At 47.5% G+C, this 17,805-nt stretch carries 13 protein-coding genes; 1 reads left to right on the top strand and 12 read right to left on the bottom strand.

Annotated features, from left to right (window positions below; all coding sequences use genetic code 11):
* Positions 1–67: 67 nt before the first annotated feature.
* From ACFRAM_RS28185 to ACFRAM_RS28155, 7 genes are all read right to left on the bottom strand, one after another.
* Positions 68–1,015 (bottom strand): radical SAM protein, encoded by a 948-nt coding sequence (locus ACFRAM_RS28185; RefSeq protein ID WP_379470331.1) that lies wholly within the window; start codon positions 1,013–1,015, stop codon positions 68–70.
* Positions 1,016–1,292: 277 nt separating this feature from the next.
* Complete coding sequence (locus tag ACFRAM_RS28180) at positions 1,293–2,144, bottom strand: MBL fold metallo-hydrolase (RefSeq protein WP_379470329.1); 852 nt, start codon at positions 2,142–2,144, stop codon at positions 1,293–1,295.
* Between the two features lie 71 nt (positions 2,145–2,215).
* Positions 2,216–3,466, bottom strand: a complete 1,251-nt coding sequence (locus ACFRAM_RS28175) for a stalk domain-containing protein (protein ID WP_379470327.1) — start codon at positions 3,464–3,466, stop codon at positions 2,216–2,218.
* A gap of 113 nt (positions 3,467–3,579) precedes the next feature.
* Positions 3,580–4,530, bottom strand: a complete 951-nt coding sequence (locus ACFRAM_RS28170) for a nucleoside hydrolase (RefSeq protein WP_379470325.1) — start codon at positions 4,528–4,530, stop codon at positions 3,580–3,582.
* A 30-nt stretch (positions 4,531–4,560) separates the two neighbouring features.
* Positions 4,561–5,742 carry a MalY/PatB family protein gene (locus tag ACFRAM_RS28165; protein ID WP_379470323.1) on the bottom strand — a complete coding sequence of 394 codons (1,182 nt, stop codon included), beginning with the start codon at positions 5,740–5,742 and terminating at the stop codon, positions 4,561–4,563.
* Positions 5,743–5,861: 119 nt separating this feature from the next.
* A complete protein-coding gene (locus ACFRAM_RS28160) occupies positions 5,862–6,515 on the bottom strand; it encodes a deoxynucleoside kinase (RefSeq protein WP_175370427.1) in 654 nt (217 codons plus the stop codon).
* Entirely contained in the window at positions 6,512–7,135 is a 624-nt protein-coding gene (locus ACFRAM_RS28155) for a deoxynucleoside kinase (RefSeq protein ID WP_379470319.1), read from the bottom strand. The genes ACFRAM_RS28160 and ACFRAM_RS28155 overlap by 4 nt, the downstream gene beginning before the upstream one ends.
* 256 nt (positions 7,136–7,391) lie before the next feature.
* Between ACFRAM_RS28155 and ACFRAM_RS28150 the strand changes: the two genes are divergently transcribed.
* A complete protein-coding gene (locus ACFRAM_RS28150) occupies positions 7,392–8,873 on the top strand; it encodes a stalk domain-containing protein (RefSeq protein WP_379470317.1) in 1,482 nt (493 codons plus the stop codon).
* A 197-nt stretch (positions 8,874–9,070) separates the two neighbouring features.
* Here the strand turns inward: ACFRAM_RS28150 and nspC are convergent, their stop codons facing one another.
* The 5 genes from nspC to ACFRAM_RS28125 form a co-directional block, all read right to left on the bottom strand.
* Complete coding sequence (gene nspC, locus ACFRAM_RS28145) at positions 9,071–10,207, bottom strand: carboxynorspermidine decarboxylase (protein WP_175370468.1); 1,137 nt, start codon at positions 10,205–10,207, stop codon at positions 9,071–9,073.
* Between the two features lie 14 nt (positions 10,208–10,221).
* Positions 10,222–11,421: a saccharopine dehydrogenase family protein gene (locus ACFRAM_RS28140; RefSeq protein WP_175370424.1), complete on the bottom strand. Its 1,200-nt coding sequence runs from the start codon at positions 11,419–11,421 to the stop codon at positions 10,222–10,224.
* A 292-nt stretch (positions 11,422–11,713) separates the two neighbouring features.
* On the bottom strand, positions 11,714–13,087 hold the full coding sequence (locus ACFRAM_RS28135; RefSeq protein ID WP_379470313.1) for a DUF5808 domain-containing protein: 1,374 nt from the start codon (positions 13,085–13,087) through the stop codon (positions 11,714–11,716).
* A 10-nt stretch (positions 13,088–13,097) separates the two neighbouring features.
* Complete coding sequence (locus ACFRAM_RS28130; RefSeq protein WP_175370422.1) at positions 13,098–13,493, bottom strand: GntR family transcriptional regulator; 396 nt, start codon at positions 13,491–13,493, stop codon at positions 13,098–13,100.
* A gap of 495 nt (positions 13,494–13,988) precedes the next feature.
* On the bottom strand, positions 13,989–17,576 hold the full coding sequence (locus ACFRAM_RS28125; RefSeq protein ID WP_379470311.1) for a M14 family metallopeptidase: 3,588 nt from the start codon (positions 17,574–17,576) through the stop codon (positions 13,989–13,991).
* Between the last annotated feature and the right edge of the window lie 229 nt (positions 17,577–17,805).

Below are 17,805 nucleotides of genomic sequence, written 5' to 3'. Positions count from 1 at the left end.
TTCCCACCGCCCTGCCTGGTTTTTCATCCTACTTTACATCCTACTTTAGGAAGTAGTATCCGGTTCTTTAGACCTTTTGCGGAAACAAAGCATCCCTCGCTGGACAAGGCTGCTTATCCAGAAATTGAGCCAGTGGTCCTGGCATGTTGCTGTACAGATCTTTAAGAGAAGTTCCATTATAAATGTTGCCGATGATAACAGGATGACACAGTTCAGAGATCAGGATATCACCGTTGCCATGCAAATGGAGCTGTTTCTTACCTTCGATGCAATGCGGGAAATACACTCCCGGCTGTTCCTGAAAGCCCATCTCCTCCATAAAGCGGTCCATGCAAGTAAAGTAGAGTGTGGTATCGTCCTTTTTACGCGAAATCAAATCGTTCACAGCCTGCTTAAGCTGCTCCCGGGCGGCAATGGCTTTCCAACCGGTATGTCCCATGATGATACTGTTCTGAATCTCATGAGTACGGACACCCATATCATAGACGTGATCGCTAATTTCCTTCATGTTATCCTGGGTTTCGCTGAACAGCAGCGTCTCCAGTACGGTGTCCACCGGGGTCGCCGCGAAAAGGCTGATATTTTCTCTGATCTTCTTATAGATACTTGGGTGAATATTATAATACTTGGAAAAGGCCTCCGCCGTAGTGAAGTTGAAGGAGATATGTATAGTGGTCAATCCAGCTTCCACCAATTTATCGATTCGTTCGGCGCTAAGCAGACTGCCATTGGAGTTCAACTGCGTCTGAATGCCGCGTGAGGCACAGTAAGCTACAATTTCTACGCAATCCTGATATTTCAACGTTACTTCACCGCCGGACAGACGTACTCTTTTGAGACCGGGCAATTCTTCCAGAATACGAATCACTTCCTTGCCATCGATGCTTTGCCCATCATTCCGGTTGTAGGCACAGCAGTAATCGCAGCGGAAATTGCAGTTAGAGGTGACCCCAACTTCCAGCCCCTCCAGTTCGTATGTTAACGGTTTATCCAGCTCCAGAGATTTATATTTCATGTTCACAAGTCCTCCTGCAAATAGTAAGTATGGTAAATGAATTCAACCTTAGTGATTATAAAGGTTTGCAGCGCAGGTTTATGTGACTTTTATTCTATGTAGATCGAAACCAAATTAGATAGCGCTGCTACAGTTCCAATCTTCCCCCTTCGTTCCTCCTCGCTTTTTGTTACATTCTTTTGTTCTTCTTATAAATACAAAAACAACCATAGCAAAAACCCCCTCACTACTTCGAGGGGGTTCCGCTTCATTATCTTATCTATTACATATGATCGTTCTATTTGCTGTTCAGAAAAGCCTTAGGCGACACATAGATGAACCGTTCCGCCCGGGCCATCACATGGAATTTCTGCTCCGGGAAATGACGGTAGAGATAATCCACAAAGTAGCCCGGATTCTCGGCATTTCCAGCAAAAATATCATAGTGCAGCGGGATAACCGTCTCGAATCCCGCTACGGCCGCGAACTCGGCAGCCTCCCGGTAATCCATATTGCCGGCAATATCGCGTTGGTTGCGGAAATAATCACGCCCGTTGATTGGCAGCATTGCCAAATCGATGGGCTGACGGCTGACTGTCTCAATTAACTCTGGGAATAACACGGTGTCCCCGGCATGATAGAGCGTGACTCCATTCAGCTGAAGAATGTATCCGACATAATGCGGAAGTCCTTCGCTGTCTCTGTCCAACTGCTCATGCGAGGCTGTGACAGGCAATACCTTCAGTTTAGGTCCGAGTTCTATCCAGTTCTCCGGATTCGCAGTCAGCAGTTGTTCTTCCTGCACACCCAGTTCGTGCAGCGGCGCTGCGCATACGGCCGGAGCCATAAAGCGGACATCGGCATTGTTCTTCACGATGGAAGGAATCGAACCTGTATCCAGATGGTCAAGATGATCATGTGTAATCAAGCAGATATCAGCGTTCGTGATATCTTCAGGTCCGATCGGCGCGGGATACGTACGATGCGGATTCTCGGATACATACGGATCTATGTAGACGGTAAGGCCGTCTCCTTTGATAATGACACTTTCCTGCCCAAGAAACCATACCGCCAGAGTACCGTAAGGAACCTCTGTTTCATTTACTTCCTGGATAATTGTTTGACCTTTACGCGAGTTCTGTGTATTCATAGCTGTCTCCTGCCTTTCTGCTTGAAGCCTGCTGCTATCCTGTTCAACAGACGTTTTTCGGATGCATATCCCTAGAATTCCACGGATTTGCTCATTTCAGCCAAGGCCGGTTGCCCGATAATGCCGATCCGCCAGATAGCAATGCCTTTGAGACCATATCGCTTAGCCAACCCGATCTTGGCATTAACTGAGCTCTCATTCTCGCTATATACGGAAATACCGAGAATCAGCTTGTCCTTGTTGACCTGCTGCAGGGCTAGCCGGATACCCTCATCGACCTTGTTAATCGGTTCAGGCCGGGATTCATCCTCATAGGCATAAGCCATAATGATCAGGTCATCCGCTACGCTTCCGAGTGTCTTGTAATCATAACCTTTATAAGAGCTATTAAGCGGGTGAAGAATAACGGTAAGCTTCAAGCCTGCTGCCTTGGCTTTGGTGGACAGGTTCTTCACAAAAGCATTGTACTCTCCCTGAACCTTGGCCTTGTCCCCAGTAAGTCCGAGACCCTCTAAATCAAGTGCAATACCTTTAAACCCTTTTTGGGACGCGGTATCCACAATACTGGTTATAGTCTGCTCCTGAAGCACCTTGTCTTCCAGGTTCTTAGTCAGCTCAAGCTTCCCATCCACTGAATAGACCATCAGGTAAGGCTCGGTTCCTCCGGCAGCCGCATCCAGAACAAGAGATTCCGGTGTCACATCTCCCGCTGGCTTCGGCCATCTGAAATCATCACCTGTGGTTGTAAAATTCCCGCTGCGGTCAATCCGGCTCCAGCCGAAAGCTACGGCGTCGAAGCTCGGGATCAGCGACACCTCGCCATAAGCTCCCTGTGCGTAGAAGCCAAGCTTATACATGTCTGTCTTCGGCGAAGTGATAGAGACCGTCTTGGTGGCCTGATCCCAGGTCACCACCGCACCGAACTGCCCGCTGAAGAAGCTCAGCGGAATCATCGTGGTACCACGCACATTTTGCGGAGCGACGGCTAGCTTGACCGTCCCGCCATTAACGGTGGCATCCTTGCTGCCGAGTGTAAGCACAACTACCTTGGCGTCAGCAGCATCCACCTTGGTGGCTGTGATCTGCTTGGCACCCTGATTCCACTCTACCTTGATACCCAGAGCCTCAGATATCGCCCGGAAGGGCACCATGGTCGTTCCATTCATCATAGCTGGCTCCACCGGGAAGGGTAAGGGATATCCGTCCAGGATGATCTTTACCCCATCAGATGCTCTGGCGGCCTCGGTAGTACTTGCCTGCAGGGCTGAGGCACTGCCCAAGGTGATAGCGAGGCATAATAAGAGTTTGCTGAACCGTTTCATAAGGAGTCTCCAATCTAAGAGAATATGAATTTTCAGTTTGCTATTCTATTTTTCTCCCTATCATTTTACCAAATATGATATATATAGCAAATTAAAGAAGACAAAGTGCACGTTTATATGAAGGCGCTGAGGAACACGCCCACCGCACGCTCCGTATCAACCTCAACTGCTACCTCGATGAACTCTCCAACTTTAGGCTGAGGACGCAGATCTGCAACGACCATACCAGCAGTATGTTCTCCCTTGCACTCCACCCGTACTTTCATCTGACGAGTTGTGACTAGGTCCGGTTGCAAAGCCACCATCAATGCTAAAGGATCATGCAGCGGCGCGCTTTCGATGAAATAGTTCACTTCCTGATAGAATTTGAAATAGTGAGATAGCGACTCTTCCATGAACGCGATGATCTCCCGATTCTCTTCCCGTCCCTGACGCTGTAGGAGATTCAGGTGCTCCCGCGTAATAACCGTTTTCTGAGTAACATCCAGTCCTACCATCGTCAGTGGCAGACCCGAGGTGAATACATGATCGGCTGCCTCAGGATCTCCCCATATATTGGCTTCCGCCACTGGCGTTTTGTTCCCCGGTCTGAAGACTGTGCCCCCCATCACAACAACCTTCTTCAACAGATTCTTCAGATTCGGTTCCAGCTCCAAAGCATGAGACAGGTTAGTCAGATGGGCCAGCGTGACCAGTACGATCTCCCCGGGATTCTCCTTGGCGATGCGAACGATAAACTCCGCTGCTGTTTCTTGAACCGGTTGCTGGCTGGAGGAAGCCAGTTCCACCCCGCCGATCCCGTTCTCACCATGAACGCCGGTGGCATATCCTGCGGTCTTTTTCGCTAATGCTGTGCCTGCACCAACGGCAACCGGAATCTCATACCCAGGCTGTGCCAGTGTCAGCAGTCGGAGCGTATTCTCCGTAGCCTGCTCCACATCCACATTTCCAAAAATAGTCGTAATCCCCTCGATCACTACATTCGGTGCCTTCAAGGCATATAAAATCGCCAATGCATCGTCTATCCCTGTGTCTACATCTAAAATGAGTCTAGTTTGATTCATCGCTGTTGCCTCCTTATAAAATACATAATGTTATTGTGCGTTTATGGTACCGGCAGCTCTGACAAAGCGCTCCAGCGCTTCCTGCAGCGTGGAACGGGGACAGGCGAGATTGATCCGCAGATAACCTTCGCCCTCGGTGCCGAAGATCGAGCCTTCATTGAAGGCGATTTGGGCTTCCTTGTACATTAACTTCTTGAGGCCCGGAACATCTAGTCCAAGTGCACGGCAGTCAATCCATAGCAGGTATGTCCCATCCGGACGGGTAATGCCGATCTGCGGCAGATGACGTTTCAAATAATCGGTTGCATATTCTACATTGCCGGCAATGTATTGAATTAGCTCCTCCAGCCAATCTTCGCTTTCATTGTAAGCAGCCTTAACGACCTCAGCGGCAAAATAACCAAGATTGTTAAGCCCCAGCGCATCCAGTCTACGCTTGAATTTTCGCCGCAGCACTGGGTTAGAAGCCACGATAATAGAGGTTTGCAGTCCCGGCAGATTGAAGGTCTTAGTCACAGACAGTGCTGTCACCGTGATGTCCGCCAGTTCCGGAGACAACCCGGCAAACGAGAGGTATTTATGACCCTGAAACTCCATATCGCAATGAATACCATCCGAGATAACCGTCACTCCATACCGCAGACATAACTCACCTAGACGCAGCAATTCATCACGTTCCCATATCCGGCCTACAGGATTATGCGGACTACACAGAATCATCAGTTTTGCTCCGTCCTGCATTAATTTCTCCAGACCTTCATAATCCATCTCATAACGGCCATCGCACTGCAAAAGCGGATTCTTAACCAGCGTCCGGCCATTCATTTCGATCACATCGTAGAATGGGTGATACACAGGTGTCTGAATAATCACTCCATCCCCTGGCCCGCTGAATAGTTCCACACACAATCCCAAGCTGACTACGACACCCGGTGAATTTACAATCCACTCCGGCTTCAGTGCCCAGTCATGCCTTCTCCCAAACCAGGAGATAATCGCTTCCTGATAGGAGTCATCACTGATGCTATATCCATAAAGTCCCTGCTCCGCACGACGCAGCAGCGCCTCCTTCACGGCAGGCGGGCTTTCAAAGTCCATATCAGCTACCCACAAAGGCAGAATATCCTCATTCCCAAACAGCTTTCCGCATTCATCCCATTTGACGGAACCCGTATTGCGGCGGTTAATTATACGTTCAAAATCATACTTCAACTATCGTCACCTCATCATCTTGTTGTTCAAATATTGTAACATGGGCCGGGCAAATTAAACATGCATCCCTCTGCTGACAGCAAAAAGACGGCATCTAAGCGTGCCGCCTTTTCCAGAAATTATATTTTTGCTCCCGAGCCCGCAATGGTCCGACCCACCTGCTCCAGGATATCGGAGAGGGACGCCGGATCATGCACGTCATAGTCATCAATGTTCAGGCGCAGCACCGGACAAGCCTTGAATTCATCAATCCATATCGAATACCGGCGGTGCATCTGCTCCCAGTAAGAAACATCTGTCTGAATCTCCATCTCACGGCCACGTTCATTAATCCGGGTTAGGATGGATGGCAGACTGCCCTCAATGTAGATCAGCACATCCGGGTGCGGGAAGTACGGAGTCATTACCATGGCTTCATAAAGACTGGTATAGGTCTCATAATCCGTCTTGGACATCGTCCCTTGATCAGCATGCATTTTGGCAAAAATACCAGTGTCCTCATAAATGGAACGGTCCTGCACGAACCCTCCGCCCATCTCGAACATCTTCTTCTGCTCCTTGAAGCGTTCAGCCAGAAAATAGATTTGCAGGTGGAAGCTCCACCGCTCAAAATCATGATAGAACTTCTCCAGGTAAGGGTTATGATCCACCTGCTCCAGTGAGGTCTGGAAGCCAAGCCGGCTCGCCAGCGCACCTGTCAATGTCGATTTTCCTACACCCACGGTTCCGGCCACCGTTATGATTGCGTTCTCCGGGATTTGATATTGGTTCATTCCATAAGCTCCTTTACTTTTGCGGCAATTTCTTCATAATGCATCCGATTCTCCACGAAATCGACCGTATTGCCATCTATGGTCATAATAATAGTGGACGGCTCACGGGCAGCCAGGGAACTCATCGCATCATCGTAATCCTCGATCAGCTGCTGCAGATAGGCCTTGTCCATCCCTTCTTCAAAAGAACGGCCGCGCTTAGCAATTCTAGCCAGCAGGGTATCAAGATCTGCTCTTATATATATAATGATATCCGGCTTTGGCAGATCATCAGTAAGCACATGATAGATTTGGCGGTACTTGTCCCGCTTCGTCCCCTTCAGCGTCCGCTCGCTAAAAATCAGATTCTTATAAATATGGTAATCCGAAATCACCGGTTTGCCCTTCTCTATGTACTGGGTAATCGTATCCTCTAACTGCTTGTACCGATTGCAGAGAAAGAACATCTCCAGTTGAAAGCTCCAATCGTCCATGTTCTGATAGAACTTGTCTAGGAACGGATTCTCTTCAACAATTTCCTTAATAATAGGAAGGTGTAATGTCTCTGCAAGCATCGAAGACAGCGTTGTTTTCCCTGCTCCGATCGGACCTTCCACGGCAATAAATGGCGCTTGTCTCATTGATGCTGAATTCCTCCTCCAAATACGGACCCCTGCTCTAAAAATAGACTGATTTATTGTATCACAGCAGCATCTATTTTCGCATAATAAAAATTTAAAATGATAGCTTCAGACCGTAATCTTCCCTGCATGGCCTTCTAAGATACGTATGAGTTTCTAGCTGTCCAGAAGGAAACTTTTTGAGCAAAAATGCGTCTAACTCTAGGAGAAAAACATCCTATATTTTCCCAATTAGAACATTCGAGGTGCAAAACAAATGAATAAAAAAACATTGTTTCTCAGTCTCATGTTGGGCCTCACGCTGGCCGCAAGCGCTTCTATCGTCAGTGCTGAATCTGCTCCCGCCAGTAAAATCACGTCCTACAGTCAAGACTCCCTCATCAAAAGCGATGGCAGTCTGTGGGTATGGAGCTACAATCAGCCTGTGCCAACCCAAATCGCTGGTTTATCCGATGTGCAGGCCATGTTTGACGACGGATATGTACTGAAGAAGGATGGCTCCGTCTGGCTGTGGGAACGGAAAGGCCGTGATCTGATCATTGAACTGGTCCCTGTCAAAGGATTGGAACGGATTATTGATGTCTTTCGCTATGGACACACCACACTGGCCCTGAATGAGCAGGGCGACGTATTCGCCTCCATTCCAAATCAGGAGGAATGGGACCCCGCAACCTTTACTCCAGTAACTGGGATCGATAATGTAGCGGATATACAAGGATATTATGCTTTTGAAGAGGAACAGTACATCTTTTTGAAGAAAGACGGGTCTGTCTGGAAGGATAATAACCGATTACAGACCTTTGAGCCGGTTCAGGGGCTGAACAACGTGGTGCAGATTGCGCATAATATGGCCCTTAAGGGGGACGGCACTGTCTGGACCTGGCCCGCCACCTTTGAACGGAAGAGTGCAAAACCAAAGGCCATGACCCCGGTGCAGCTTCAACCGCTATCCAACATTAAAGCCATCAGGCATAATAGCTACTCCAACACTGCGATTGATGGGGGCTCCCGTCTCTGGTTCTGGGGGGCGACCATCACGGGTGTATCGGATGGAACTACACGGAACGATAATCCGGTACCTGTTCTCCTGAGCGGGATCAAGCATGTGCAGGATGCTTTTGTCGTGGAGAACTCTCTTCTTGCCCTGACCACGGACGGCAAGCTCTTCGCCGCCTCCACCTACCGCACCTCCATGCCTGCGGATGCCGAATTTGAACAGATTTTCTCGGATGTACAATCCATCCGCAGTGGTCCGCGCCATATCATTATGCAGAAGCAGGACGGCACACTCTGGGGCTGGGGTGTGAACAAGCATGCTGAATTGGGTTATGGTGACTATGATTTCAGCCATTATAAGCCAGTACCTGTACAGAATCCGATCTCGGTCTCGCTAAACGGTGAGAATGTAGCGCTGACCAGCGGAGTCATTACAAGGAATGGTCAGAATTTCATTCCCCTACGTTCAGTGTTCGAGAAGCTGGGTGCCAAAGTGACCTTTGATCAGATGAACAAATTAGCAACTGTGGCCCGCACCGAAGACGGCAAGCCTGCCATTACCATCAATGTCAGTGCTACGAGTGGACAGACTAGGGTGAATGATGAGTTAGTTACACTCCAGAATAAACCGTTCAATGTGAATGGCATCCTGTATCTGCCGCTGCGGTTTATCAGTGAAAAGCTGGGTGCAACCGTAGAATGGATCTCCCAGGAAGATCGGATTGCCATCACCATGAAGTAAGCAGAGCAACGAATATTAGCTGAGCTTAAGAATTAAGCATCCCGAACTGAACAAACTCTGTCTATTAGAGTTTTATCGCTTCATCGTTGGCTTCTTAAGTTCACTCCATAAGGCAATTACTTAAGCCACAAAACAACAAAGGAGCTTCCTCAAGCCGTAAACCGGCTATTGGAAGCTCCCTTTAATTACGTATAGGATTAGGACAGACGGCCGCTGAAATCCTCGAATTGGAATTCGCGGATAACCTTGATGCCCTCTTCTTCGTTATAGGAAGCAATGGCCGGCAAATTCACACCGTTGAACATGTGATTCTTCACCATGGAGTAGTGTGCCATATCCAGGAACACCAGCTTATCACCGTACTTCAAAGGCTCCTTGAAGGAGTAGTCGCCAATGACGTCTCCTGCGAGACAAGTCATGCCGCCCAATCTGTACGTATACGGATGCTCACCCGGCTCACCAGCTCCAATAATACCAGGACGGTAAGGCATAGCCAGAACGTCTGGCATATGACACTCTGCGGAGGTATCCAGAATGGCAATATCCATTCCATTGTGCATCACGTCGAGAACAGTAGCCACCAGATATCCGGTGTTCAGAGCAACTGCTTCGCCCGGCTCCAGATAAATCTCCAGATCATACTTCTCTTTCATGTACACAATACAGCGAACTAGGGTATCCAGATCATAGTCCGGACGGGTAATATGATGTCCGCCGCCGAAGTTCAGCCATTTCATACCATGCAGGTATTCACCGAACTTCTCTTCAACGACCTTCAGCGTCCGCTCCAAGGTATCGGAGTTCTGCTCACACATCGTGTGGAAATGCAGTCCATCAATACCTTCCAGCTCTTCCGGACGGAAGTTCGGCAGGGTTACACCCATTCTCGAGAAGTTGTAGCACGGATCATATAGCGGAATTTCAAGCTCCGAATATTCCGGATTAACGCGAATACCGCAGCTGATCTTCTTCGGTGCATTTTGTACCCGGTCCTTGAACCGGTTCCATTGATCGAAGGAGTTAAACACAATATGATCACTGTAGCTCATGATTTCGTCGAACTCACGGTCCATGTAAGCCGGAGCGTAGACATGAACTTCTTTGCCCATTTTCTCATAGCCAAGTCTGGCCTCGAACAAGGAGCTGGAAGTCACGCCATGCAGGTACTTGCCAACGAGCGGATACATGGAGTGCATAGAGAAACCCTTCTGGGCCAAGAGGATCTTGGCGCCAGAACGTTCCTGCACAGAATTCAAAACTTCAAGGTTGCGTACCAGCAATCTCTCATCCACAAGATAGCTGGGCGACGGCAGGCTGCTGATGTCAATACCGATTTCCTTCATTGGCCTTAGTCAAGCAGCGTTGGCGAGAAATCTTCTTGCCAAGGCAATCCTTGTTTGTTCAGTTGCTCCATGAATGGGTCTGGATCGAACTCTTCAACGTTGTATACGCCTGGTTTGTTCCAGATGCCTTTCAGGATCATCATTGCACCGATCATCGCCGGTACGCCTGTTGTGTAGGAGATCGCTTGGGAGCCTACTTCTGCGTAGCACTCTTGGTGATCGCATACGTTGTATACATAGTAAGTCTTAGGTTGGCCGTCTTTAGTACCTTGGATGATACAGCCAATGTTTGTTTTACCCTTAGTTCTTGGTCCCAGGGAAGCCGGGTCTGGCAGAATCGCCTTCAAGAACTGCAAAGGAATGATTTCTTTGCCTTCATATACAATCGGCTCGATGGAAGTCATACCTACATTCTCAAGCACCTTCAGGTGATTCAGGTAGTTCTGCGAGAAGGTCATCCAGAAACGGATCTTCTTCACGCCCTTGATGTTAACTGCGAGGGATTCCAATTCCTCATGGTACAACAGGTAAATGTCCTTTGGACCGATTTCCGGAAGGTCATATACTTTTTTCTCAGACAACGGTGGAGTTTCGATCCATTTGCCATCCTCGAAGTAACGTCCGTTTGCGGTAATTTCACGAATATTTATTTCAGGATTGAAGTTGGTTGCGAACGGGTAACCGTGATCACCTGCATTGGCATCCACAATATCAATCGTATGAATTTCATCAAAGTAGTGCTTTTGTGCATAGGCTGTGAACACGCCTGTCACGCCTGGGTCAAAGCCGCTGCCCAGCAGCGCTGTAAGGCCAGCTTTCTCGAATCTTTCCTTGTAAGCCCATTGCCAGGAGTACTCGAACTTCGCAGTATCCTGTGGTTCGTAGTTTGCAGTATCGACATAGTGAACACCGGTTGCCAGGCAGGCATCCATAATGGTCAGGTCCTGATAAGGGAGAGCCACATTAATGACAACATCCGGCCCGAAGCTCTTGATAAGCTCGATAACTTCCTCCGTATTGTCCGCATCAACTTGTGCCGTCTGAATCTTCGTACGGCCACCATCTAATTTATCTTTCAGCGCGTCGCACTTCGCAACCGTTCTGCTTGCAATACAAATCTCTTCGAACACATCCGGATTCTGGCAGCATTTATGAACAACAACACTGGAAACACCGCCAGCGCCAATAATTAACGCTTTTCCCAAATTAATAACCTCCTAAATTCCATATGCAAAATCAACAAGGCTGATTATACAGAATAGTTCCCAAATAATCAATAAAAACCGACAAAAAATGATATCTTTTGAGTAAAATCTTTGAGTTTCACTGTTAATACTCTACAATTCACCGAAATACACTGAAATGCTCTGTTTTCCTGTGATTATTACTTTTAAATTCAAAAAATCCATACGGCGAGAACTAAAATTAGACAACTAGACTATTGTATCACAGTAACCCACCAGTGGATACGAATTTTTCATAATTCAATGATATAACTCACCTATCCTGCAGATCGGCAAAAATCTTCTTCGTCTGGGAAGGATCTTTGGTATTGTACACCACATAGATATCCGGCAATTTGATCACAATATACGGCGGAGAATTTCTATACGTGTACATTTTAGTTTTCCCGTAGGTGTCAAGCTTGAAGTTGCCTATAGCTACTGTATCCACCCAGATCCCATTTGTGCGTCGTGCGCGCGGCAAAGCATCCACAAGTTTTATCTCCTCAGCATCCTTTAGATTGAAGCTATAGTTGTACAGCGGATACTCAATACTCACCTGTTGGTTCTCGCCCAACGCAAAGTGTGGAGTTGAAAATTCTGCCTGAACAGTCATCCAGCCCGTCCCGATAAGGACAACTGGCAAAAATACAAACAGACTGCGATATATGCTTTTACCCACTTTTGTCCCCGTGTTAATCGTTGTGCCGATCCCTATCCGCTTTGGTACCATAAGTGAGCTGTCGTTCGGGTTATTATATGTAGTCCCATTAATCCAATACTCATCATCATCGGTAACAAAGACCGCGCCTTCTCCCTGCCCAGCGATGTCCGCCGATAACGTCTGCACTTTGTGGTGTACCAGCAAAATACCGGCCACAGGCAGAACGCTAATGATCAGAGCGCCCGCTATCCATATTGCATTCCCCGGGGAGACCTCCCTCTGAAGAGCATAGGCAAGCGAAACAGCGCTAACGCTGTTTAGAACGGCGAGGCCAAGCCACAGCAGTGACCAGTACCTCAGGACGATCCTGTTGAGTTTCACATTAAGTTCATTGTCCACGCTGAACACCTTTGGTTTCATTTTGCCAAAAGCCCGAAATACGATAAGCATCAGCGCCACCGTCGCCAATGCAACCGCTCCGATCACCCGGTTATCGCCGTCTCCCTGCCCCCCTATAATAAATGGAACAGCACCAATGAGCGCAGGCACTATAAACCAAAAAGGGGAAATCATCATCCGCTCCTTAAGCAGCGAGAGCTTGGTATCCACACGGACAACCCTTTTCTCTCCGACAAACCATCCGTTTCTCACTTTGATCTCCTTGGCTGCCCGGTGCGCTTTCAGAAAGGGAATCCGAAGTACATACATCATGACAGCTCCCCAGACCATCGTGTAGATATAAGCTAGTGAGACGTACTTAGTCAGGAACAGGAGCGGCAGCAAAGCAAGCAATAGCCATACACTATAGGCAGCGAACCTTTTTTTACTTGTCACCTGCAGACGCGTCAGTTCTTCATCCTCCATCGCTTCAGCCGGTAGGCTCACACCAAACCACAGGCTTTCTCTGGGCTTAAGTTGACTTGCATAAGTGACCAGAATAATCGTGAAGATTAAAAGTCCTATGAACAAAAAGAGAATCTGCATTGAAGTCCCCCTATTCTGAAATAGAATTTGGTTTAAACGTCACCGCACTAAATATGGAAGTACACATCTGCATAAACTCGTCGCGGGGGATTCCCTTCAAGCTTGCTTCTGAGATGACCAGCCGCAGCTCATTCTCAAGCTTCGCTTTAAATTCCGCCTGTCCCGCCGCCAGCGGCATGACCGTAGCCCCGTGCCTGCGATCAATGGAGATAAATCCTTCATTCTTCAAAATGGCATAGGCCTTGTTCACCGTCATCGCGTTCACACCAAGGTCTTGGGCCATTTGCCTGACGGTTGGCAATTTTTCGCCGTAAGCCAGTGCTCCCGAACCTATCCCGATTACGATTTCGTTGCGGAGTTGGACATAGATCGGAAGCTCGCTTTTAAAATCCAGAGTAATGATCATAGAGCCTCCCTGTTATAGCCGTTATAGCTGTTAATTGGGTATTTGTATCATATACTCTAATACAAATAATACTTAAAGTAAAATTTTTCTATTGTATTAAGTGACATTAAGATTCAAACAGAAGATCAGGCGTTATTCTGGTGAAGTTCGGGCTTTAACTTTTAGCCGCAACACTCCGATGCCCCGCAGCAGTCTTCTTAACAATGGAAAATGACTCTAGCTCCCCAACTAAGAGCATTTTTGTACCTTAAATTTCTTTAAAAGAGGCAAAAAAAGAAAATAAGGACATTATTGTATCTTATTCTCCTAAAATAACCTTAAAAGGACTATTCAAGGGAAATTAACGTACAATATTGTCCTTAATTCCCACTAATCCTTAGCTGCAGAGTATTTAGGGTACAAAAATGCTGTTAATTACACTTATACAAAGCAAAAGGATGCCCCTAAAGCCATAATCGGCTTTGGGACATCCTTCATTCTTATCTGTTGATTCTATTACTTCAGGTTAATCAGATTGCTAATGATAACCGCAGCCTGGGCACGGTTGGCAACACCTTTCGGTCCGAACGTGTCGGCTGTCAAACCTTTAACGATACCTTCTTGGGCAAGCAGCGCTACCGCTTCTTTACCGTAAGAAGCAATGCTTCCTTTATCTTTAAAGGTTGCCAGGGTCGCGTCAGCGTCGTTTACAGACTTGCCTTTGAATTTCTTCAGGGCATTGGCGGCAATGATCGCCATTTCTTCACGTGTAATCGCACGCTTCGGATCGAACTTGCCTCCACCTACACCGTTAATCAGGCCGTTGTTGACCCCGGAAGCGATGTAGCTGTAAGACCAATCCGTTGCTTTGACATCACTGAAGGAAGCAGCGGCATTCTCATCCAGCAGGTCAAAAGCACGAACGATCATGGTGATGAATTCGGCACGTGTAACTTCTTTCAGTGGTGCGAATGAATTGTCGCTTACACCTTTGATAATGCCTTTTTCCGTCAGTTCCTTAATGGCATCTGTTGCCCAAACCACTTTACCAAGATCAGTGAAGCTTGGCACAGGTGTTGCTGCAGGCGCAGACGGTTGAACTGTTGGAGCTGGTGTTGCGGTTGGTGCAGGCGTTGCTGATGGTGCTGGTGTTGCAACAGGTCCGTTGCCACCCGATGACACTGGCGGTGGAGTCTCCAAACCACCATTGTCCATACCGTCTGCTTCAGTCGCAGCCGGAGAAGAAGCATAGATCGCATTAGCCAGCAAACGGAACTGGTTCTGCGGGTGATATTTGTTCAGTAGGTCGTTAGCAAACAATGTTACATTCAGGTTGTTCTGCTTGTAGCTCAGAGCCAATACTTGGTCCTTAGCAGCACTGCTGTTCGGCCACCAGCCGGCTTTGAAGAAATCATCGCCGTTGCCGTATTTAGCCAGCACTTCTGCACCCTCTGGAACGGCAGTGATGTAAGCCGCCGACACAGTGTACAGGTATTCAGAAGCTGCGTAAGGCGCTGTAATTACGTTATCTTGGGAGATAACCGCCTTGAACAATCCTTCATGAGCGTCAGCTCTGCCAGCTGCGTTGACTGGGTTAGAATAATCCAGACCAGGCAGAACCTTAAGATTTTTGACTGTACTCAGAATACTTCTACCATAACCGATAAACGGTTTACCGGAAGTAATCAGATTGGTTCCCGAGTTCACAAGAACGTCGGCTGCTGCGGTATCTGTTGTTACTTTAAATCCAAGATCAGCCACAATAAAGCCAGGTGCACCGCCAATGGCGACACTTGGAGCCTTCAAGAGCTTACCTGTCTTATCTGCATCCGGATTGAATGGCACAAGATCCAGCAGATATTTGGAAGCAACGGTTCTTAAGTTTGATCTGGAGACGAGGAAGCTTCCTTTTTCATATCCATATCCGTCTTTTTCGAGCAGAGTTACAGCTTTTTTGTTCGCCAGCAGCTCATTTACTGCTTTGATCGCATCATTGTTACTGTTACGGATTACGTAGCTTTGCTCGAATGGATAGCTATCTAGGTTGGTGCTAGGAATTGCAATACTGGTAACTTGCTTTGTTATTCCCTTAAAAGCATCAGCAGTGCGGATAATGTGGCGGTCGAAACCGCGCATGTCCGCGAAATTCTGTACAGTATCGGAATACATTTCATTGAAGTCGGATACGTTGAGTCCATCATACAGAACCAGGTTCGCAAATCCGCGTTTGGCCTGATGCATGTTCACGACATAGGTTCCTGCTGGGTAAGTGACAGAACCCACAGTAACACTAGTGGTGGTCTGCTCTACCTTGATGTTGTTACGAAGCAGGTATTGTACCATTTTGTACGTTTCCAGCTCATTTTTTTGCAGGTTCTTGTCAACTGGCAACACGTAATACTCAGGGAAGAAGTTTGCATTCTCGCCCCGCGGACGGCCGATCGGCTCGTATTTCGCATTGATCAAGTTTTTATCAACTGCTCTGTTATCTTCATTATTGATGCCGCGTTTGAAAATTTCCAGCTGATTCAGGAACAGCTTCTCCTTGTTGTCCACTACATAGCTTGTTGCTCCAAGAGTAGCGTAGTAGAAAGCATCCAGTGAATCTTCGTTCAGCTCAGGAACTTCAAGCGTGTGTCCCATTGCACCTTGGTGCATTGCATATACTGCTGTATACGCTGGGGAAGCATCATCCCATCCAGTGGCATAAGTGCCGGATTTATCTTTGTAATTCGGATCATTCTTTTTATCTTCACTTTCCAAGTAAGGAATATGATAGGAATCATATTTTGTATTCGCAATCGCTGCATTCCCCATCGCTTTGGCCTGATCAACCATGTTGTCCAGTACCAGGTCATACTCGATGTTTGGATCATGTGGCGGAGTGCAAGGCTCGATCAAGAAACCACTGACAAATCCGTGCATATCCAGGAAGCTAAGTGGCGTCCATTTGGCGATTTGAGCCGTTACAGCTTGTGTTTCAGGTTGAGTCTGGTAAGAGTTATCCCGGTTCGGGTCTAGCAATGTAGATGTTGCGCGTGTGTTCAACGCACGGCCATCCGGATTTTCTACATAATCCAGAAGGAAGATTACGTTATCTAATGCCGTATCAATATCCAATGATACTTTTTTGGCATTGCCTTTATCGTCAGTTGTGTCATACGATACTACTTTTTGTGTCATCAGGGTGTCGAGGAACTTGATGATCACGTCTACCCCGTTAGCTTCATCAGCATGAATGTTGTTCAGCCAGATAGGTACTTTATAGTCTTTCAGTTCACCGCTTCTGATCTTCGCCTGCAATGCGGCAGGGTCATTCATCATCAGTGGCAAGGTTTCATTCAAATATTGGTCCACAGAAGCCTTGTCTTTGCCCACGATGGAGAAGTGGATCGCACGGCCTTGGGTTGAGGTACCAATTTGTTGATACTCTACGTAGCGGTTATATTTATTGTTGCTCGGCGCAGTGATACGGTCAATCGCCGGTTTAATCTCATCGTATGTATGATAGGTATCATACGGGTTCAGCTTCACTTGCTGCACTGCCACAACATGTCCGGACGGGATGGAGGCTTCCAGGTTGTAAATACCTGCACGCTTCACATACTCTGCACGGATCCCGGAGAGCGACAAATTGACACCATACAAAAGGTCAAAATGAACCAGTGCTTTGACAGTAGAACCAGAGACAGGCTCATAAGTCACCTTAATGAATGGGTCTCCCGTATAATCTCTAACTTTAGAGTCATTATTCCATTTCTTCCAAGCAGCCAGCGGCTTCATCTCTTCTGCATTTCTGCCGAAGTTCCAGATGATTTGGTCAGTGGTTGTGCCTTGCGGAAGATCGAACGTGATTTCCAGTGTTCTGGCTTCCGTCATGGAAGCTTGGTATACCTCAGTAGATATTGTAGGTGGCGTATAGACTTCCGATGTTACCGATGGCTGGGATGTCCCTTCGGAAGATCCTGCTATGTCAGCTGCTGCAGGTGCTGTTACAGATTGCGGTGCAATCTCACTTACTTCTGGTGCGGCATAGGCTGCGGGAAGCAGTCCTGACAACACCAGGGTAAACGCAATTAATAAGGATAATAATCTTTTAGACATGGTAAACCCCCTGTATGTTCATGTTGATAGATTTCTGGCCGAAGTATCATCTCGGCTCTATGAAGCTGTGATCCTTGCATTCCTCCATTCCGGCATATCTTCTAAACCATCCGGAAAACTGACACTCCCATGTAAGAACCGGATTAATATGCAGAATAAACTATTATTATTCATATGAGATACTATAATATAGCATTTGTTTCAATTTCGGAAGCACTTTTATTAAAAT

The organism is Paenibacillus sp. NPDC056722 (assembly GCF_042790635.1).
GTDB lineage: Bacteria > Bacillota > Bacilli > Paenibacillales > Paenibacillaceae > Paenibacillus_AQ > Paenibacillus_AQ agri.
Note: the sequence above shows the minus strand (reverse complement) of the source record. Positions and strands in the feature narration are given on the sequence as shown.

What these genes read in the sequence shown, in the direction of transcription:
- ACFRAM_RS28150 (WP_379470317.1), top strand. Translation starts at nt 7,392, where the DNA reads ATGAATAAAAAAACATTGTTTCTCAGTCTCATGTTGGGCCTCACGCTG.
- ACFRAM_RS28130 (WP_175370422.1), bottom strand. Translation starts at nt 13,493, where the DNA reads ATGATCATTACTCTGGATTTTAAAAGCGAGCTTCCGATCTATGTCCAA.
- ACFRAM_RS28125 (WP_379470311.1), bottom strand. Translation starts at nt 17,576, where the DNA reads ATGTCTAAAAGATTATTATCCTTATTAATTGCGTTTACCCTGGTGTTG.
- ACFRAM_RS28135 (WP_379470313.1), bottom strand. Translation starts at nt 13,087, where the DNA reads ATGCAGATTCTCTTTTTGTTCATAGGACTTTTAATCTTCACGATTATT.
- ACFRAM_RS28170 (WP_379470325.1), bottom strand. Translation starts at nt 4,530, where the DNA reads ATGAATCAAACTAGACTCATTTTAGATGTAGACACAGGGATAGACGAT.
- ACFRAM_RS28180 (WP_379470329.1), bottom strand. Translation starts at nt 2,144, where the DNA reads ATGAATACACAGAACTCGCGTAAAGGTCAAACAATTATCCAGGAAGTA.
- ACFRAM_RS28160 (WP_175370427.1), bottom strand. Translation starts at nt 6,515, where the DNA reads ATGAACCAATATCAAATCCCGGAGAACGCAATCATAACGGTGGCCGGA.
- ACFRAM_RS28155 (WP_379470319.1), bottom strand. Translation starts at nt 7,135, where the DNA reads ATGAGACAAGCGCCATTTATTGCCGTGGAAGGTCCGATCGGAGCAGGG.
- ACFRAM_RS28175 (WP_379470327.1), bottom strand. Translation starts at nt 3,466, where the DNA reads ATGAAACGGTTCAGCAAACTCTTATTATGCCTCGCTATCACCTTGGGC.
- ACFRAM_RS28185 (WP_379470331.1), bottom strand. Translation starts at nt 1,015, where the DNA reads ATGAAATATAAATCTCTGGAGCTGGATAAACCGTTAACATACGAACTG.